The organism is Colwellia sp. F1 (genome assembly GCF_056238625.1).
The window spans coordinates 43,335-62,107 of sequence record NZ_JBWDLI010000012.1 but is presented as its reverse complement, the minus strand read 5'-3'; the positions used below and the strand labels follow the sequence as shown (position 1 = coordinate 62,107).

The following is an 18,773-nucleotide window of genomic DNA, read 5'->3' as shown; positions in this document are numbered from 1 at the left end:
TGAAATTCTGAGTAAAAATACACCGTTAAGCCAATTAAAAAATTATCAGTATATAGTACTAATTAAACATTTTTGAGCAGTATCAAGCTGCTTTTAATAAAAACGCATTTAAAGGAAAGATATGAGTAAACCCATTGTATTAAGTGGCTGCCAGCCATCAGGCGAATTAACTATTGGTAATTATTTAGGCGCATTAAAGCAGTGGGTCAATATGCAATCGAGTCACGAATGCTATTATATGTTGGTTGACCAACATGCGATCACGGTGCGTCCTAAAGCAGAAGATCTGCGCCAAGCCACTTTAGATGGTTTAGCTTTATACTTAGCCTGTGGTGTAGATCCAGAGCAAAGTACTATTTTCATACAGTCACATGTGCCAGCACATGCTCAATTAAGTTGGGTGTTAAACTGTTACACCCAAATGGGCGAGTTAAACCGTATGACGCAATATAAAGATAAGTCACAAAAGTCAGAAGCGAATATGAATTCTGGCTTATTTACTTACCCCGTATTGATGGCAGCTGACATATTATTATATGGCGCAGACAGTGTACCTGTGGGCGATGATCAAAAACAGCATTTAGAGCTTGCGCGTGATATTGCTACTCGTTTTAATAACATTTATGGTGATATTTTCACCGTGCCTGATCCCTTTATTCCCCAGCATGGCGCACGCGTAATGAGCCTGTTAGAGCCGACGAAAAAAATGTCTAAATCTGATGATAACCCGGGTAACTTTATCGGTTTATTAGAAGATCCTAAAAAAATCATGAAGAAAATTAAACGTGCAGTGACCGACTCAGACGAACAAGCTAACATATACTATAATGTAGCGGAAAAGCCTGGAGTATCAAATTTGTTGTCTTTGCTTTCCTGTGCAACAGGTAAATCAGTTGACAGCTTAGTGCCTGATTACGAAGATAAAATGTATGGTCATTTAAAAGGTGATGTGGCTGAAGCTGTGGTTGCTATGCTAGCGCCAATACAAACAAAATTTCATCAATATCGCGCTGACCAAACCTTTTTAGAGCAAGTGATGAAAAATGGTGCTGAAAAAGCATCGCTGCGCGCTAATAAAGTGTTAACCTCAGTGTATGATGCGGTAGGCTTTATTCCACGCCCATAGTGCTTAGTTACTAAGTAAATAAGCAAGTTAGCGATTGGTAAAACCATTCGCTAACTATCATACTGTTGACCAGTCACAGGCTACTTTTCTTACCATATTAATCACCTTTCCCAAGTAGCTACGCGCATTACCTAGCACTAGGCTAACAGTGTTAGCCGTTTAACTTAGACATAATAATATACAAAATATTCAGTGACTAATACGCTAACAATGGCACAATAGTGTCGTGATTTTTTGATAGGAACCTGAATGAAGGCTTTTTTAAACTTACTCTGTTTGTTATTAGTAATTGTATTAAGTAAGGTTGGTGTTGCCGCTGAACAAGCCGAGCGGCTTTTTAGCCAGTTGCAACCATCACTTTATCAAATAAAACTAATAGATAAGGCCAGTGGTGAAAAATCATCGATTGGCTCAGGGTTTCAAATTAGTGGCGATGGTATTATTGCTACGAATTATCACGTTATTTCAAGTTATGCCTTACACCCAACAAAATACCGCATTGAGTATCTAGATTTTCAAGGAAAAAGCGGCGAATTGTCTTTACAAAGTGTTGATATTATTAACGACCTTGCTTTGGTAAAGCGTGATATGACCCAGCTTACCACAGCACAAAGCAGGCAGTTTTTTACATTGTCAAAAACAGTACCTCACAAAGGTGAACAACTGTATTCGCTTGGCAACCCGCATGATTTAGGCATGATTGTGGTACCTGGCACTTATAACGGTTTGAAAAAGGAATCTTTTAATGATCGCATTCATTTTACCGGTTCAATTAATTCAGGTATGAGCGGCGGCCCCGTAGTCAATAAAGCCGCCAAGGTGGTTGGGGTGAATGTGGCGACCTCCGGTAATTCTATTGGCTTTCTTGTTCCTCATGATAAATTAGTCTCGCTTTATCAAGAGTTTATACAATCGCCACCTCCTTCAATTGCACAGCAAATGACCAAGCAATTAATGCTGCGTCAAGATAAACTAATAAGCACAATGTTAACGAGCCCATGGCAAGCAAAACCACTGGGTAATGCGGCGGTTATTCCTATTATTGACGTACCTTTTATTCGTTGCTGGGGAGATTCAAATGCCGATAAAGTTGATGCGTTAATTTTAGCTGCCGTGGCTAATTGTTCACTCAATGAAAATACCTACATTGCTCCTCACTTTTTCACCGGGACAGTGGAAATAGAATTTAAAACGATGCAAGCTAAAGACATTGGCGCGACCAAGTTTTATTATCTATACCAACAACATATTAATCGAGCAAGCGCGGGGAACATGGCTGACAAAGAAAATGTTACCGAGTTTCAGTGCCATAGTGATTTAGTTAGCCCTAATAATCAAAGTATTACGAACAAAACTATTTTTTGTACTAGAGCCTATAAAAAGTTTCTTGGCTTGTACGATGTGCTTTATTTAAGTGCGTCTGTAGACAAAAATAAACAGGCGATCATTAGTCACTTTACCATTGCAGGCGTTAGCCAGGCGAATGCATTAGCTTTTACCCGACAATTTATGGAGGCCGTATCATGGAAATAACGCCGGCCCAGCCTCTAAACACTAAGCTGACAAGTACTGAGGGAGTGGCTGATAATGTGCCCCCTGCAGTGCAGACAAAAAATACAGCTGGCAGTATAATTATTGAAGAAATTAGCCGTAACCATAAACTAGTACATCGGCATAAATTATCACAGCCGCAAATAAGTATAGGGCGTAATTACCATAATGATATTATTTTAACCGACCCACACATTTGCCCAAACCACTTAAGTATTGAGCAAGAAAATGGGCAATGGAAAATTTTAGACAAGCAAACCGTCAATGGCTCGTATATTGAAAATAAAAATAAAAGTCGACATTCAGCTGACCAACATATAATTAATGATGGTGATATTATCACCTTAGGTAAAAGCCAGTTACGTATACTGTTTACTGGGCACCCTGTAGCACCAACATTGGCATTAAGCTCGTTTGAACGCTTGATTAACGTAATGCGCCATCCTGTGGCCTTATTACTAAGTATTGTGTTATTTACCTTAATTAAAGGGGGGGATTTTTACCTAAACACCTCGAAAGAGCTAAACTTCTCTCAGCTGCTGGTGCCAACAATTGGCGTAACGTTAGGATTTGCTTTATGGCCAGCAGCTGTAGCCTTGGTCTCTCACCTTTGTAAGCATGATGCACGTATATTAACTCAGTTAGGGGTAAGCTACATTTTCTTTAACCTAATGTGGTTAAATGACTTTCTACAAGATATTGTTCGCTTTAATAGTGCTACCGGCTCAATGCTACCGTTATTTGTTGTTGCACTCTCTGTTGCGCTAGCCTTTACTTTGTTTTGGCTGAACACCTATATCGGTTTTCAAATGAACGTTAAACGACGTAGTATCGTTGCTGTTAGTATGACCTTACTACTTTTTGGTGGTCATTATTTGGTTAAGTACAGCCATAAACCTGAATTTGATCCTAGACCGCGCTACAACGCGACAATTATGATGCCAAGCTATTTAATAGCCCCAGGTACGAATGTCGACGAGTTTATTGAACAGAGCAAACAGTTATTTGAAGAAGCTAAGCAAGAAACATTAAAAAAATAGCAAACACTAAACCAAGTTCAGATTATAGGCACACTATAATGAATGACAGCCTAACGAATGAGCAAGTACAAGAATACTTGTATTCAAAGCCCGCAACCTCGCTCTATTACCCATTTGGCGACGAGGTAAAAGTGTTTCGGGTTAAAAATAACATGTTTGCTACTTTATCGTTAGGCAAGGGGAATGAAAAAGGAAGTGGCAGCCTAATGGCTGGCTATTATTGCCTTAATGTTAAGTGTGACCCAGATGAAGCCGTTATCTTGCGCGATATTTTTAGTGCGGTCATTCCAGGTTACCATATGAATAAACGCTATTGGAACACCATCATTCTCGACGGTACAATTCCCGCAGGCGAAATAGAGCGCATGATCGATAATTCGTTTATCTTGGTGGTGAGTAAAATGACCAAGACAGAACAAAAATCTATCTTGGCATTATAATATACTGCGTTGTGACCGAGTTACGTGCAATTAAGCAACGGTATCAATAATGATAATTTCACAATCAGTTGTGGCTTTTAACAAAACTGACTTGCATTGAGTCACTTCCAGCCCGTCGCCTTTGTTCATCGTGACGCTTTGCACGTTACTACCAGCGTTTTCTTCTACTGTAAAGGTACCTCTTGAGGCAAGAACATAAGCTTGGTGAGTGATATTATGCTCAATAACCGTTCCTTTGGCTAACTTTCCGCCATAAATACGTGCTGCTTGGTTGATAAAAAGTGCTTCGCCTTTATCGTCGTCATATCCAGACACCAGTAGGGTCAACGCCGTACCTTGTTGCGTAGGAAACTGCTTACTTTCCCAACGTGGCGATACACTATGCTTATTGGTTTCAAGCCAAATTTGGTAAAGCGTTAATGGCTCTTTCGTTTGGTTATATTCTGAGTGCACAATGCCGGTGCCGGCACTCATCACTTGCACTTCCCCCGCTTTAGTCACCCCTTGATTACCCGCGTTATCTTGATGTGTAATAGCGCCAGAGCGAACAAAGGTAATTATTTCCATGTTTTTGTGTGGATGTGGTGGAAAGCCAGAGCCAGATTCAATCCAGTCATCATTAATCACACGCAATTTACCAAACCCCATGCGTGCAGGGTTGTAGTAATTAGCAAAGCTAAAGTGGTGCTTTGCCTTAAGCCAACCATGGTTTGCATAACCTAAGGTTTTATAGGGATAATGTTTAAGCATAAAAAAGATCCTTACGTTAAAATGACTAACAAACGAGCATTATGCAAAGTGATTTGTTGGTTACTGAAACTGCTCGTCTCTATCGTGTGCTACAGTCCAATCTTGCTGATGGCTTATAGGTACAATACCCAACGGATTTAGCGCTAAATGGCTAGCATAATAATGACGCTTTATATGCGCTTGATTAACCGTTTTAGCAATATTAGGTATTTGGTAAAGGGCTAACATAAAGTTATAAATATTGTGATATTGCGCAATTAATTTCAAATTACATTTAAAGTGCGTGTGGTAAACCGAATCAAAGCGTACTAAAGTCACCCATAAGCGCCAATCGGCTTCGGTAATTTCATTGCCGGTTAAATAACGCTGCTTTGATAACGTTAGCTCAATTTGGTCAAGTGCTGCAAATAATGGGGTTATATTATTATCATAGGCTGCTTGCGTGGTGGCAAAACCTGTTTTGTAAACACCATTATTAATATTGTGATAGACAAAGTCATTGACGATATCAATCTTTTCGCGCAAAGCTTCAGGGTAAAAGTCTAGCGTGTTACCGGTAATCTCATTAAAAGCACTATTGAACATTCGAATAATTTCCGAAGATTCATTATTCACGATCACTTTATCTTTTTTGTCCCACAAAATTGGTACGCTATTGACACCGCTGTAGTCAGGGTCTTGAGCCAAATACTTTTCGCTAATGTACTGTGCTGCATCTACACCGTCAGTATATAAATCATCACCGGTAGTACCATAATGCGCTGCTGAGTCAGCATCATGTGTAAAGCTCCAACCTTTGTCATGCATATCTGGGTGTACCACACTGACGGTAATTAAATCTTCTAAACCTTTTAATTGACGAAAAACGAGCGTGCGATGTGCCCATGGGCAAGCTAGTGATACGTATAAATGGTAACGATCCGCTTCGGCCTTAAAGCCGCCGCGACCGCTTATACCAGCGCTGCCGTCTGGCGTTATCCAATTTCTAAATTGAGACTCCTTACGCTGATATTCACCATTTTTAATACTACTTTTCCAGTTGTTTTTTACTAATGTCATGGTCGTTACCTCTACAGTTAAAGTATAAATTGTTTTCTGTTCGCTCAATACTGAACAGGTTTTTAATAGCGATATAAAGATTATTCAGATTAAATGAGGTTTTATGTTGGCCGTTATCGCTATCATTTTTAGGTTGTTTAAGGCAGTTTAATAGTTAAACTATTTGGTTGAATTAAGAGTTAGGTTTATTATATAGCTTGATTGGTTAAAGAGTAACCTATGTTATTTGTTTAGTATGTTCAAAATATTTGAGCAGTTACTATTGCTGATAACTTAAAAAATTGGATGAATATTATGCAGACATCACCGCTCAGTATTGAAGCGCTATTGGTATTAGACGCGATTGATCATCGTGGTAGCTATGCCGCAGCAGCAGAGCAATTAAATAAAGTGCCTTCAGCACTTTCTTATGTTGTTCAAAAACTAGAAGAGCAGTTAAACGTCACCCTATTTACCAGACAAGGCCGACGCTCTGTGCTTACACCTGCGGGCAAGCATTTAATGGTTGAAGGGCGTAAAGTATTAGCTACCGTCAATGCACTGGCTGAGCAAACACAAACCATTGCTAATGGGTGGGAGCCCAAAATTCGTATTGCCTGTGATTCTATTATCGATATTAAATCAGTATTTTCCGGTATTGAGCATTTTCTCACTGAGCATGAAAATATTGAAATAGATGTAAAAGAGGAGGTATTAAATGGTACATGGGAAGCATTAATTGAAGACCGAGTGGATTTAGTGATAGGTGCTCCAGCACCAGTACCTTCTCAAAAAGGTATTCGCGCAATAAAAATAAAACAGCTCAATAATGTTTTGGTTGTGAACAAATCTCATCCATTAACAAAAATTCAGTTGCCTGTCAGTACAAGTGAACTGTCCCAATATCGCAGTGTTGTGGCGCACGATTCGGCCAAAAACGAAATTCCGTGGTCGGTTAACTTGATTGAAGGAAGTCAGCGTTTTTATGTTAGTACCGTTAGCCATAAAGTGGAAGCGATCATTGCCGGTATTGGTATAGGCTATTTACCTAACTATATAGCTCAACAATATATTGCTTCAGGGCAATTAACACAAATAACATTAACAGATAAAATCATGCCACAAGATTTATTTATGGCTTGGAAAATAACCAATAAAGGTAAAGGCTTAACTCGCTTAAGAGAAATTTTATTAGGCGAAGAATAAACAGTGCTGATACGTACATGTTACTGACCAGTATATAGCTAATAAAGTGCAGAGGTTATCCTTGATATTACGCCAGTTACATTAATTTAGTGCGCTACTTTATCGGCAGTGGTTGGTTTTTGTGCCAATAGGAATGATCATAGAGCAAGTGACATTGATATGCTTATAAAAATATAGAAAAACACGCTGTTATGTAAGTTATTGACTCTAAATTATTACATTTATATTTTAGTGCTTAGTGTAAAACGTTCAGACAGTAAATCATCTAAAGTTAACACGAAAAATAAGTCGTTTTAAAACCAAGGAATGTAATTGCTTGGAATAAGTGTAAGGTAACCTTAACACCTTAGTCTATAAAATAGCCAGAATAGGGGCTTGTCAAAGAGAGAACAGTGATATTACCTACAGTTTAGCCTTCAGGCCGTTGTTACTTTTATTTGCTTTATATGTCATCAAAATTATGGCAGTTTGATATAATTAAAAGTTAAAGAGTGTTTTTAATGTAAATTCACTGTACTTATTAATGTTTAATTATGTCTTTATTACCGCGTTTTATTGTGTTCGTTATGTTGTCTATCTCATCCCTTAGCGCTTACGCAAGTGAGTTGTTTACTGCTGAAGATATCTTTTCCTTAGAGTATGTAAGCGACCCGCAAATATCACCGGATGGCAAGCAAGTTGTTTATGTTAGAAACTCAAATAACATTATGACCGATGGCATTAATAGCAATTTATGGTTAATTGATATTAAATCACAACAGCAAGTACCGTTATTTTCAGATGATAAGCAATACTCACAACCTCGTTGGTCTGCTGACGGTAAAAAAATTGCTTTTATTAGTAATTTAACCGGTAGTTATCAAGTGCATGTGCATTATTTAGCAGAAAATAAAACAGCGCTTGTTAGTCAACTACAAACAAAGGCTGCCAACTTAACCTGGTCGCCCGATGGAAAATGGCTAGCATTTACGCAAAAGGTAGCAGGGCAACCGACTGTTATTACTAAAATGCCGAAAAAACCTAAGGGTGCTAAATGGAGTAAGCCGGTTGTGGTTATTGATCAAGCGTATTATCAGGCAGACGGTAAAGGGTTAGTTAAGCCTGGTTATCAGCAAATATTTGTTTTACCAAGTGAAGGTGGTACACCACGCCAACTGACTAAAGACAGCTTTCATCACAGTGGTACATTAGCATGGACTAATGACGGAAATTCAATCGTGTTCTCTGCTAACAGAAGAGAAGATTGGGAATATAAGCGCTTAGAAGGAAACTTATACCAAGTACAGGTCGGTAGCGGTAAGTTAACCGAGCTAACGTCTTCACCAGGGAGAGAATTTAATCCGGTTTTTTCCCAAAATGGTAAAAAGCTTTCATTTTTATCTACCTCAAATGAGCTAAATCCTTACCGTAATGCCAAGTTAAATATTATGGATTGGAAAACGAAAAAAGTTACTGAAATAGCGAAAGACTTCGACCGTTCAATTCGTGACCAGCAGTGGTTATCAAAGAATAGCCTAGCCTTTAGCTATGACGATTTTGGTAAACGTAAATTAGCCAGCATTACCACCAAAGGCAGCATTACAGATTTAACAGACACCCTTGCAGGTACGACAATTGGTCGCCCTTATATCAGCGGAACATTCACGGCATCAACCAGCGGTGTTATGGCATATACCAGCGGCAGCGCCTTACGACCGGCAGATGTCGCTGTAATCAATCACAAGAAAAAGCCACAGGTTTTAACGCAAGTTAATGACGATTTATTAGGCCATAAAACACTCGGGCAGGTACATGAAATTAACTACAAATCAGCCTTTGACAATGAGGCGATTCAAGGCTGGTATATCACACCCCCTAATTTTGACCCAAAGAAAAAATACCCACTTATTTTAGAGATACATGGTGGTCCACACCTTGCTTATGGACCACACTTTTCTGCAGAATTACAGCGTTTTGCAGCAGAAGGTTACGTGGTTTTTTATGATAATCATCGCGGCAGTAGTTCTTATGGTGAGCGCTTTGCTATGTTATTAAAATATAAATACAGCTCTAAAGAAGACTTCGCTGATCATAATTCTGGTGTCAATGCCATGATTGACTTAGGCTTTATTGACGATAAAAATTTATTTATCGCCGGCGGCTCAGCAGGCGGCATTGCAACCGCATACGCTATTGGTTTAACAGACCGATTTGCAGCAGCCGTGGTTGTTAAGCCGGTTATTAACTGGTTAAGCAAAGTGTTAACAGCAGACAGCGGTTTAGGGCAAATACCCACACAATTTCCAGGTATGCCGTGGGATCATGTTGCACACTATTGGGAACGTTCACCTATGTCGCTAGTGGGGAACGTCAGTACACCCACAATGCTAATCACCGGCGAAAAAGACTTACGCACTCCCATGGCACAAACAGAGCAGTATTATCAAGCACTTAAGTTAAGAAAAATAGACACAGTGTTAGTGAAAGTGCCTGATACTTACCACGGTATTGCCGGTAAGCCATCTAGAATGATCACCAAAATAGAGCATACGCTGGCGTGGTTTGAAAAGTATAAAACTAACCAAAAATAACAATGTTATTTATCCTAGCCATACGCCACTAGTATGGCTTTACTCCTGCAGTTATATTTTAAATCACCGTAGGCTGGGGGAGATTATTTAAAAAACTAAATATTTCTGACTTAATATAAGACGTGCGCTTAGTTTTTAGCGAATGGCGATTACTGCAAAGGTATATGGTTTCATTCACTTGGTGTGCTAGCTTGTGAATATGAATTGCTGCCTGTTTATGAAAAGAATTTACCGCATGAAACGGTAATACAGTAAAACCGATGCCGCGGCTAACAGGCTCCAAAATTAAACTGATTTGGTTAGAAAATCCTGCATGTTTAAATTGTGTTAGCTGTTCAAATTCACTAAAGTTTTTACTGAGTAGTTGCTGGCTGTGGTGTTCAGCGTCGGGGTGTTGTATAAAACCTAATGCTAACAATTGCTGCCAGTTCACTGACGTTATTTTATTAGAGGTTACTAGCACTAAGGGTTCAACCGCGATCTTTTCATAGCTAATATTATTAATTTGAGTGACCGCTGTGACTAAACCAATATCAACTTCTCTTTTAGCAACCTTTTCGGCTATATCAACATTAGGTGCAAAGCTATAGTCAAATATTAATTTTGCATGCTGTTGCTGAATGCTTAATAAATGTGGATATAACTTTAGGCCGACACTACCTGGGGAAGCTATTTTTATTTCACCTGCAAACATTTCATCTTGCTTGATGGCGGCTTCTAGTTCCTCAGCGCTGTGTAGTAACGCTTTGCCCTGCTGGTGAAGTTTGAGTCCCGCATCGGTTAGCGAAAATGACTTTCCTTCCCTTACTAATAAAGCAGTACCTAATTGCCGCTCTAATTTTTTTATATGCTGACTCACGCCCGATTGAGTCATAAATAAACTGTCAGCCGTTTTGGTAAAATGTCCTATATCAGCAAGCGTACAAAAGGTTTTCAGTAAGAGTGGATTTATCATTACAAAATGTACTCATAATAATAACAAATGATAATTTTTAATACTTTATCATGCGTAATATACTTTGCCTATTAAAATTAATGAGGAGCAAATAAATGAGTAAAGCTTACCCAAGAGTATTTTCACACATTGGAATTTCAGTCCCTAGCCTAGAAAAAGCCGTTAAATTTTATACTGAGGTTTTAGGTTGGTACGTGATCATGGAGCCAACAGAAATTGAGGAAGATGGTAGTCCTATTGGCGAAATGTGTACCGATGTATTTGGTGCAAATTGGGAGAAATTTAAAATAGCACACCTGTCGACAGGTGATCGTATCGGTGTTGAATTGTTTGAGTTTAAAAACCAAGAAAACCCAAAAAATAACTTTGAATATTGGAAAACAGGCATTTTTCATTTTTGCGTTCAAGATCCAAATCTTGAAGAGCTCGTTGAAAAAATTGTTAAAGCGGGGGGGAAAAAACGCATGGCCAAACCACGTTACTATTATCCAAATGAAAAACCCTACCGCATGATTTATATGGAAGACCCATTTGGTAATATCCTAGAAATATACAGCCACAGCTACGAGCTAACTTACGCTGCAGGTGCGTACTCGTAGTTTTGCACCTCGTTTGTTAAAACCGGTGAAAGATGAAAATTAGCCATTTCGCCGTAAACCTTCGCCCCGTAGGGCGGTGAGAAGTCACTCCTTAGGTAAGGTGATAACAAATTGGCATCCGCCTAAAGCAGAGTTATGCACTGTACAACTTGCTTTGTGCCATTCACAAATTCTTTGCACAATAGCAAGGCCTAGCCCATAACCACCTTTTTGTTGGTTTTGGCTACGGTTGCGGTGCGACTCTAACCGGCAAAAGGGCTCAAAAATTTTATCTTGATCCTGCTCTGCAATGCCAGCACCATCATCTTCTACTATGATTTTTACTTGTTCTTGGGTCGTTACCAAGCTAATTTGAATGGTCTTTTTTGCATGGCGTAAGGCGTTAGTTGATAAGTTTTGGATGGCACGCTCAAGTAAGTTTTCATTACAATGGTAGGGGTAAGGCGCTGGTTGTTGCCATTTAATCTCTACCATTGAAAGCCTATTGAGCTTACTGACTTGCTGGCTGATCAGTGCGGTTAAATCAACAGCAGATTTTTCAAAATCTTGATTAATGTTTTCTAAACGAGCATAGCCTAGCATTTCATCCACTAAGCCTTCAATTTCACTGACATCTTGCACCATTTCTTTGCGTTGCTCTTCGTTTGCACCTTCTAGCATTGCCAGGGAGAAACGTAACCTTGATAAAGGTGTACGCAATTCATGAGAAACAGCATTCACTAATTGTTTTTGATCAGATAATAAACGGATAATCCTATGTGCCATATCTTTGAAAGTAATAACAATTTGCTTAATAGGGGAGTGGTTGTTTGTATAACTAGCAACAGCTAGCTTGCCGTTTGCAATGTCGCCAGCCATTTTTGTCAATTGGTTTAAATCTCGCCATAGCGGCCTACTCCAGAGGGCAATAATACCAGCAAGTAATAAGTAAGAAATACCTAAAAAAAGCCACTTTACTTTTTGATAACCAGACGTGAATACAGGGCTTCTATTAAAAGGACCTAATTGATAAATGTTGTGATTGTCCAATGACTTCACGTAGAAAATAACATTGTCTTTCTCATCATAATTTTGCACTACCTCGCCGGCTAATAATGCTTTTTCTTGCTCTTTGAGCCAAGAAAAATCATTCATCGGCGCTATCGTTATTGGCACATTCAGCGCAGCACTAAAATGGCTTAACAGCGCATTATTTGATTGAGTATATTGGGCGTTTAATTGGGGTAAGCTTTTTGCTACATTTTCTAGGTAATGCCATTGTTGCTCGGGCGTATTTTCTGATTCAACAAAATGCAACCATAGCTGTTCAGAAAGCCAATTGATAGACAATAAGGCCACAATGATCACAAAGTATAAGTTGATGAATAAACGATTCACAATGCAGTGGTTAATTTAAAGGTTATGTGGTTGCTGTTTGCTAAGGCCATATTTATTCATCCCAAGCACTGCTGCTAAATAAGTAACCTTTACCCCAAACAGTAATAATGCGATAAGGGTTTTTAGTACAGTCGCCTAACTTTTTACGTAATAGAGAAACTCGCACATCAACACTTCGGTCTAAACCATCATACTCACGGCCTATCATTTGCTTATGAATATACTCCCTACTTTGTGGCTCACCTGCGTTGAGTGCTAATAACCAAAGCAGCTCAAATTCATGGCTGGTTAGCTCAATATTCTGTGACGACAGTGTGACTTGGCGTGAGTTCTTATTGATTGTCAGTTGCCCGAACGTTAGACTATTTACTGACATTTTTTCACTGTGTTTTTTCCGGCGAATTAACATGTTTATTCTTGCCAGTAGTACATGAGGCTCAACCGGTTTTATAATGTAATCATCAGCACCTATTTCTAGCCCAAGTACATGGTCAAAATCACTGTCTTTTGCGGTTAAAAATATAATAGGGTTGATATAGCTGTTGCGAATTTTACGGCATATTGAAAAACCATCTTGCTCTGGTAGCATCACATCTAAAATGATTAAGTCAGGGTAATTCTTTTGCAAAAATGTAACCACACTGTCACCACGGTGCAGCATAGAGACTTGAAAGCCATTTTGTTTTAAAAATTTAGAAATAAGATTGGCTAAACGTAAATCATCTTCAACCAGTAATATATGACTCATTAAAAAAAGCTCCAATTGGCACGCAAACGCCGACGGTGTTTTTTAGGTAATGCCGTGTTAATTCTTATGTGCTGTTCGGCAAATGTTTCTTGTGCATTCTTTAAGGTAAACACCATGTTTTTATCTAAAGTAATATGAATCGTAGTATCAATAGCACGCACTTTTTGCCAACAAGTTAAGCGTGTTTCATTTTGAAACAAGCAAGCGTCGATTAATTGCTCACTTTGCCAAATCACCCTGACCTTCATTTGGCAGCTATCACCCAAGCTTTTTACCATGCAGACATCAGGTTTAATCATTAACTTAGTCGCGGTTGACGCCGCCAATGCTTGCGGTGTACTGATGAGTATTAACAGCAAAATCAGACATAACCCGTTGCTAGAAGTCATATGCGATTCCAGCAAAAATGGTATCAATGTGATGGTCTTTCACTAACGGGCTATTGGTTGTGCCACTGTCTAAGAATAGGCGCTTAACATTAAATTTTGCACGCCAATGGTTTGAAAATTTATGACTAAACGCTAAGCGAAAATAAGGGTTAACACTGAGCCTACCTTGATAAACCTGTTTATTTCCCCTGATATCTTTTGCTTGTATCCCATAGAAGTAATCGACTAAATCTTTGCTATTAATGTTGGCACCTATGCCATATGACATATTGGTATTAGGTAATTGCTGAACGGTTAGAGAACGTGTTAACTGTACCTGCCCATTGAAGCCATTATAAACATTATTCACATCGTGAAGTACTTGTACTTCAACATCTGTGGCTTGATTGATAAACCAATTGAACTGCAGCCCGGCATCTATTGCCCAGCGTTTTTTTGACACATCATTCACATTAATTTCTGCAGTATATTTCCCACCATTGGCATCAGCGTCATCTTTGTCGCCCATGTCGATATTATTAGACAGGCTACTTTCTAGAAATACATTTTGAGGATGCCAGCGAGAAAAGTAAGCATTCTCATGGTTGAGCTGCGTAATGGCGCTAACGACTAAATGCTGCTTATTGAGCAAGGTGTAGCCTAAGGTATTATTTTCAAAAAAAATATTTTCGCCGTAATAGCTTATTTCAGGAATAATAATTAATGGGGTGTTGTCACCACCATTGAGTGGGTTAGTATAAACACCCATACCGAGCGCAGCGGAAAAACGCCACTCACCAACTGGGGCACAACGATCAGATGTTGGCTCACAATCAGCAAAGCTAGATAGGCTAATTAATAGTAAAATTGTTAAAAAAAATCTCAAGTAATACCTTGCCTTTAAGTGTAGAATGGGTGCTGTTAGCCCTTTGCGATGTTTAAATACCGGCTATTTGGGTGGCATTTTTAAGGATAGCGTCATTAAAAACCGCTAACGTTTATACGCTACAATAGCTGACGGTATAACTTACCATTCTTTTATACAATTACCAGTTGCAATTACATTCAATTACATTTGGTTGCATTTAATAACAGTTTCCAAGGTTAAGTATTATATAATATCGTATATAAACGACATGGAGAACAAAATAATGTTACAGAAAAATAGAATTATTCTCAGTTCTTTTTTACTTCTTATGGGCTGTGATGATAGCGCCAGTACAGAAAAAGTTGAACCCCCTAAAGAAGTCCCGTCACTCAATGCAATGTCTGTAGCATTAACCCCGTTAAAACCTGCCAACACTAAAGACTTTGAACAGCATTTAAGAAATGGCGTGTATTTAAACAGTAGCCAACAAAGCGATATTTTAGAGTCAGATGCCGTTAATGCACCTGCCCAAGGTGAAGCAATAAGGCATGGCAGCATTGACCAAGGTGATTATTCTTCAACAATCACCCAAGAGGCCGGAGTTGATGAAGGCGATCGAATAAAATATGACGGTGAATATATGTATATCACCAATTATCAATACGCGCAAAACCAGGTTTATCCAGCACCCAAGGCACAAAATTCAATACGAATTTTACAGCGAGACGCACAAGGGGGCATTAACGAAGTGTCAAATACGGTTGTCAATGAAGCAGCCTCTTCAATTAATAGTTTATATTTAAGCAAAAGTAAACTCGCGGTTTTATCAAATATTCACAATTACTCTATTGCTAATAGCATGGTAACGTCAGGTAGCACAATTGATAGCTTTTTCCCGGTAGCGCAAAAATTTAATCTATCTTTACTGGATGTTAGTGACCAAGCTAGCCCTCAAATTGCCGTGTCTTATACCATGGATGGCTCAATTATTGACAGCCGACGCGTTGATGATGTGCTGTATATTGTCAGTAGCTATTCTTCCTTTATTCCCGGCCTTCCCTATGCGACTACAGCGAGTGAGAAGTTAGCAAACTATCACAATATTTTTTCATCAAGCATTAGTGATCTGCTGCCGCAAATTGAAGATGCACAAGGCAATAAAAGTGACTTAGTCGCGCCAGAGCATTGTTATTTACCCGCAGAGTCTACAGAAAAAGACGGCTTTAATGGTATTGTTACCCTAACAACCATTGATTTAACGAAACCAGCAAGTATCGTCTCTACTTGTATTAATACTCAAGTTTCAGGACTTTATGCCACGCCAAAGTCTGTTTATTTATACGGCACAAAGTATCAATACAACAATGGGCAAACAGCAGAAACATCGGTTATTCATAAATTCTCACTCGCTAAGCAAGCGATCAATTATGTTGCATCGGGCACTGTGAAGGGGCGCTTTAACTGGCATTTGTCAAATCTTAGATTCAGTGAAAAAGGTGATGATTTACGTGTGGTTACCACACAAGGAGACCAACGTATTGGTTATGAACATCAGGTTAATATTTTAAGCCCATTGGGCAATGAGCTTAAGCTGGTTGCACAACTGCCTAACGACACTTACCCAGAAAAAATAGGTAAATTAAATAACGCGGGTATAGTGCAAGAAGATATTAAAGCGGTGCGCTTTTTCAAAGACAAAGCCTTTATCGTTACCTTTTTAAATACTGACCCACTCTACGTGCTTGACCTAAGTGACAAAGCACAGCTAAAAATCACTGGTGCACTTGAAATACCAGGCTACTCCTCTTACTTACACCCTATATCGGAAGACTTATTGGTGGGTATAGGTCAAAACGTTGATCCAAATAGGTTGATGTTTATCGATCAGGTATCAATTGGCTCAGATGAAACGCCTATTATTGAGGGGGCTAAAATTAGTTTGTTCGATGTTAGTAATATGCACAACCCGCTTGAAATTAATTCGCTTGTTTATCCCCAAGGCTATACCCCCGTTGAGTTTGATTACCATGCATTGACTTACTTACCTATGGCTGATGGTAGCCATCGTTTTGGTTTGCCGGTTGAAAAATGGTTAACAGAAACTGTGGTTGAACAAGAAACGGGTAAAAAAATGAGCGTGTGGAGCCGCGTTAATGCTTTACAGCTTATCGAGGTTACTGGCAGTGATGCTGGCGCAACCCTAATAAATAAAGGGAGCGTTACGCCAGTGCAGGCGTCAGAGCCAAGTTATATTTCTGGCTGGGACGACAGAGCAATTTTTCACGCGGATGATATCTACTATCTACACGGTAATCATATTTGGAAAAGCTACTGGCAGACACCAAGCCAAACGACAGGGCCATTTTAAAATTAATAGCCAGGGGACTTATAACAAGCAGCAATAGGGTAAACTAAGGCTTTGGTTATTTTTCCTTGTTGGCACTTAACTAAAGGCAGGTTTATATACTGTGGTAATTGTGTTGATTTACCATCAAAAACGAAAGGGAAATTTTTGTTTAAATTAGCAACAAAGCCAGTAACCTTTTGCGTTTTAGGCTGCTTTTTAGGTTGTTGATGCTGCGTATTTGAGTGACCACTCGTTGCACCAAAAGGATGAGGGCAGGCATGATAGGCAAATGTTTTTTCACGGCTGGCAGCGACAATACAAACTCTATGTTCGACGGCGCGCGACAATAAATTATAGGTTGCTTCACAGGCCTCTTGAATATCAAAAGGTACTAATAGTAAGTGAATATTATGTAAAGCGGCAGTGTTAACCATTTCAGCTATGTTAGCGTCATCAGCCGTTAGCATAGCTAGTTTAATCGTGCCTTGCTCTAAGGGCAATTCTACCACATTGATTGTATTACCAAGCGCCGTCCATTGATAGCGTAGGCAAAAATGTAACTGCGCCTGCTTTGCCAATACTCCCTTTTTACTGATTATCACCGCTTGGTGTATATCATCTATCACCAAGCTAGTACAAACGTATTGAAAAGGCCTTAACACAGTACTCACTTGTTCAATAACTTGCTGGCTTAACTGGGCTATTTGAGCGCGTTGCAGTGCATCCTGAGTAATGGCTTTGTCTGCAATAAAAAATAACTCAGGCAATTGAATTATGTCACTTAAATTATTTTCAATGTAATAGCAAACATCTTCAATGGCTTGCTCATTAGTTTTATAGGTTGCAAATATGGCCACATTGGCTGTTTCGGGTACTTTATTTTGAGCAACGCTGGGTTGTTTTTGCGCTATATTTTGTCTCGTGCTTATTGGTTTATGATAAAGTGCAGGGCGCAATTGTTTGCTAAGTTGGCTGCCGTCGGGACGGTATTTGTTCGATAAGCCTGCCGTAACCAAATCGAGATCAGCAAACGCAAATCCAGCTTTATCATGGGCAATACAGGCGAGTATATTGCCTTCTGGCGATAAAATTTGGCTATGGCCAAGCTTGTTAGCCGACGCTATAAAAACATTGTTCTCACAAGCTCTTGTTGGGTTATGCAAGCTGGTTTGATCTAAGGTAAACGCATTCATGGAGTGGCATATTAATTGCGCGCCCTGGCAGGCTAAACGGCGGGCAGGGGTAAATACCATACTATCACTGCCTTGTAATAACCCGATAGAGCCCAGGGGAGTGGGGGTTATTGTATTACTGGCGCTAATTTGATCCGCCCCAGTAAAATACTTTCTTTCATGCTCGGTTAACGTTTGCTTATCTACTTGTAGAATAAGCTCACCAAGTGGTGAAAATATACAGGAAGTAATGGTTATAGTGGGTTCGCTGTTAAATAACGCTGTGCGTCGTAAAGTTACATTAACAACAAGGTAGCAGCCATGTTGTTTTGCTTGTTCAGCGAGCTGTTGTAAAAAATCACCATTAAGAGACACAGCTTCTGCCCATGCATGATTATGCCCCTGGTAACCTGGCTGGGTCTGACAAACAGTATCGTGTAATACAGTACTGTTACAAAAAGCGGTGTTACAAAACTCTGGTAGTACAATTAACGTTGGTTTACATGCCATAGCATCATTTATTATGCTAATACAACGCGCTAAGTTTTTTTCAACATTTGAACAAGTGGTAAACTGGGCAACGGCAACGCGCATAATATATTTTCCAAGGATTAATTA

General features: G+C 39.3%; 16 protein-coding genes. 8 read left to right on the top strand and 8 right to left on the bottom strand.

All coding sequences use genetic code 11. The features are described 5' to 3' along the window. Positions 1 to 121 precede the first annotated feature (121 nt). The 4 genes from trpS (at position 122) to AC0UA9_RS12465 (ending at position 4,157) form a co-directional block, all read left to right on the top strand. Entirely contained in the window at positions 122 to 1,126 is a 1,005-nt protein-coding gene (gene trpS / locus AC0UA9_RS12480; RefSeq protein ID WP_475660425.1) for a tryptophan--tRNA ligase, read from the top strand. 249 nt (positions 1,127 to 1,375) lie between these two features. Continuing rightward, entirely contained in the window at positions 1,376 to 2,659 is a 1,284-nt protein-coding gene (locus AC0UA9_RS12475; protein WP_475660424.1) for a S1 family peptidase, read from the top strand. Continuing rightward, the gene (locus AC0UA9_RS12470) at positions 2,650 to 3,717 is read left to right on the top strand and encodes an FHA domain-containing protein (RefSeq protein ID WP_475660423.1); all 1,068 of its coding nucleotides are present in this window, start codon (positions 2,650 to 2,652) and stop codon (positions 3,715 to 3,717) included. The genes AC0UA9_RS12475 and AC0UA9_RS12470 overlap by 10 nt, the downstream gene beginning before the upstream one ends. Before the next feature lie 38 nt (positions 3,718 to 3,755). Next, positions 3,756 to 4,157: an MmcQ/YjbR family DNA-binding protein gene (locus AC0UA9_RS12465; RefSeq protein WP_475660422.1), complete on the top strand. Its 402-nt coding sequence runs from the start codon at positions 3,756 to 3,758 to the stop codon at positions 4,155 to 4,157. Between the two features lie 30 nt (positions 4,158 to 4,187). Here AC0UA9_RS12465 and AC0UA9_RS12460 read toward each other — a convergent pair whose 3' ends face one another. Continuing rightward, positions 4,188 to 4,907 (bottom strand): pirin family protein, encoded by a 720-nt coding sequence (locus AC0UA9_RS12460; RefSeq protein ID WP_475660421.1) that lies wholly within the window; start codon positions 4,905 to 4,907, stop codon positions 4,188 to 4,190. Positions 4,908 to 4,967: 60 nt separating this feature from the next. Then, positions 4,968 to 5,966, bottom strand: a complete 999-nt coding sequence (locus AC0UA9_RS12455; RefSeq protein WP_475660420.1) for a glutathione S-transferase family protein — start codon at positions 5,964 to 5,966, stop codon at positions 4,968 to 4,970. A gap of 294 nt (positions 5,967 to 6,260) precedes the next feature. Here AC0UA9_RS12455 and AC0UA9_RS12450 point away from each other — a divergent pair, with 294 nt between their 5' ends. Both AC0UA9_RS12450 and AC0UA9_RS12445 read left to right on the top strand, forming a co-directional pair. Continuing rightward, a complete protein-coding gene (locus AC0UA9_RS12450; RefSeq protein WP_475660419.1) occupies positions 6,261 to 7,151 on the top strand; it encodes a LysR substrate-binding domain-containing protein in 891 nt (296 codons plus the stop codon). A 566-nt stretch (positions 7,152 to 7,717) separates the two neighbouring features. Beyond that, the gene (locus AC0UA9_RS12445) at positions 7,718 to 9,721 is read left to right on the top strand and encodes a S9 family peptidase (RefSeq protein ID WP_475660489.1); all 2,004 of its coding nucleotides are present in this window, start codon (positions 7,718 to 7,720) and stop codon (positions 9,719 to 9,721) included. A 58-nt stretch (positions 9,722 to 9,779) separates the two neighbouring features. Here the strand turns inward: AC0UA9_RS12445 and AC0UA9_RS12440 are convergent, their stop codons facing one another. Next, on the bottom strand, positions 9,780 to 10,676 hold the full coding sequence (locus AC0UA9_RS12440) for a LysR family transcriptional regulator (protein WP_475660418.1): 897 nt from the start codon (positions 10,674 to 10,676) through the stop codon (positions 9,780 to 9,782). A gap of 95 nt (positions 10,677 to 10,771) precedes the next feature. On the opposite strand from AC0UA9_RS12440, the gene AC0UA9_RS12435 reads away from it, so the two are divergent. Further along, positions 10,772 to 11,275: a lactoylglutathione lyase family protein gene (locus AC0UA9_RS12435; protein WP_475660417.1), complete on the top strand. Its 504-nt coding sequence runs from the start codon at positions 10,772 to 10,774 to the stop codon at positions 11,273 to 11,275. A gap of 84 nt (positions 11,276 to 11,359) precedes the next feature. On the opposite strand, the gene AC0UA9_RS12430 is transcribed toward AC0UA9_RS12435, so the two are convergent. The 4 genes from AC0UA9_RS12430 to AC0UA9_RS12415 are packed head-to-tail and all read right to left on the bottom strand — an operon-like array spanning position 11,360 to position 14,654. Next, entirely contained in the window at positions 11,360 to 12,652 is a 1,293-nt protein-coding gene (locus AC0UA9_RS12430; RefSeq protein ID WP_475660416.1) for an ATP-binding protein, read from the bottom strand. A gap of 52 nt (positions 12,653 to 12,704) precedes the next feature. Beyond that, positions 12,705 to 13,400 (bottom strand): response regulator, encoded by a 696-nt coding sequence (locus AC0UA9_RS12425; protein ID WP_475660415.1) that lies wholly within the window; start codon positions 13,398 to 13,400, stop codon positions 12,705 to 12,707. Further along, complete coding sequence (locus AC0UA9_RS12420) at positions 13,400 to 13,789, bottom strand: DUF3019 domain-containing protein (protein ID WP_475660414.1); 390 nt, start codon at positions 13,787 to 13,789, stop codon at positions 13,400 to 13,402. Before AC0UA9_RS12420 ends, AC0UA9_RS12425 begins: the two co-directional genes overlap by 1 nt. Further along, positions 13,779 to 14,654, bottom strand: a complete 876-nt coding sequence (locus tag AC0UA9_RS12415; protein ID WP_475660413.1) for a MipA/OmpV family protein — start codon at positions 14,652 to 14,654, stop codon at positions 13,779 to 13,781. Before AC0UA9_RS12415 ends, AC0UA9_RS12420 begins: the two co-directional genes overlap by 11 nt. A gap of 265 nt (positions 14,655 to 14,919) precedes the next feature. On the opposite strand from AC0UA9_RS12415, the gene AC0UA9_RS12410 reads away from it, so the two are divergent. After that, positions 14,920 to 17,004 carry a beta-propeller domain-containing protein gene (locus AC0UA9_RS12410; protein ID WP_475660412.1) on the top strand — a complete coding sequence of 695 codons (2,085 nt, stop codon included), beginning with the start codon at positions 14,920 to 14,922 and terminating at the stop codon, positions 17,002 to 17,004. A 2-nt stretch (positions 17,005 to 17,006) separates the two neighbouring features. Here the strand turns inward: AC0UA9_RS12410 and AC0UA9_RS12405 are convergent, their stop codons facing one another. Next, positions 17,007 to 18,749 carry a nitrilase-related carbon-nitrogen hydrolase gene (locus AC0UA9_RS12405; RefSeq protein ID WP_475660411.1) on the bottom strand — a complete coding sequence of 581 codons (1,743 nt, stop codon included), beginning with the start codon at positions 18,747 to 18,749 and terminating at the stop codon, positions 17,007 to 17,009. Positions 18,750 to 18,773 lie beyond the last annotated feature (24 nt).

What these genes read in the sequence shown, in the direction of transcription:
- trpS (WP_475660425.1), top strand. Translation starts at nt 122, where the DNA reads ATGAGTAAACCCATTGTATTAAGTGGCTGCCAGCCATCAGGCGAATTA.
- AC0UA9_RS12475 (WP_475660424.1), top strand. Translation starts at nt 1,376, where the DNA reads ATGAAGGCTTTTTTAAACTTACTCTGTTTGTTATTAGTAATTGTATTA.
- AC0UA9_RS12470 (WP_475660423.1), top strand. Translation starts at nt 2,650, where the DNA reads ATGGAAATAACGCCGGCCCAGCCTCTAAACACTAAGCTGACAAGTACT.
- AC0UA9_RS12465 (WP_475660422.1), top strand. Translation starts at nt 3,756, where the DNA reads ATGAATGACAGCCTAACGAATGAGCAAGTACAAGAATACTTGTATTCA.
- AC0UA9_RS12460 (WP_475660421.1), bottom strand. Translation starts at nt 4,907, where the DNA reads ATGCTTAAACATTATCCCTATAAAACCTTAGGTTATGCAAACCATGGT.
- AC0UA9_RS12455 (WP_475660420.1), bottom strand. Translation starts at nt 5,966, where the DNA reads ATGACATTAGTAAAAAACAACTGGAAAAGTAGTATTAAAAATGGTGAA.
- AC0UA9_RS12450 (WP_475660419.1), top strand. Translation starts at nt 6,261, where the DNA reads ATGCAGACATCACCGCTCAGTATTGAAGCGCTATTGGTATTAGACGCG.
- AC0UA9_RS12445 (WP_475660489.1), top strand. Translation starts at nt 7,718, where the DNA reads ATGTTGTCTATCTCATCCCTTAGCGCTTACGCAAGTGAGTTGTTTACT.
- AC0UA9_RS12440 (WP_475660418.1), bottom strand. Translation starts at nt 10,676, where the DNA reads ATGATAAATCCACTCTTACTGAAAACCTTTTGTACGCTTGCTGATATA.
- AC0UA9_RS12435 (WP_475660417.1), top strand. Translation starts at nt 10,772, where the DNA reads ATGAGTAAAGCTTACCCAAGAGTATTTTCACACATTGGAATTTCAGTC.
- AC0UA9_RS12425 (WP_475660415.1), bottom strand. Translation starts at nt 13,400, where the DNA reads ATGAGTCATATATTACTGGTTGAAGATGATTTACGTTTAGCCAATCTT.
- AC0UA9_RS12420 (WP_475660414.1), bottom strand. Translation starts at nt 13,789, where the DNA reads ATGACTTCTAGCAACGGGTTATGTCTGATTTTGCTGTTAATACTCATC.
- AC0UA9_RS12410 (WP_475660412.1), top strand. Translation starts at nt 14,920, where the DNA reads ATGTTACAGAAAAATAGAATTATTCTCAGTTCTTTTTTACTTCTTATG.
- AC0UA9_RS12405 (WP_475660411.1), bottom strand. Translation starts at nt 18,749, where the DNA reads ATGCGCGTTGCCGTTGCCCAGTTTACCACTTGTTCAAATGTTGAAAAA.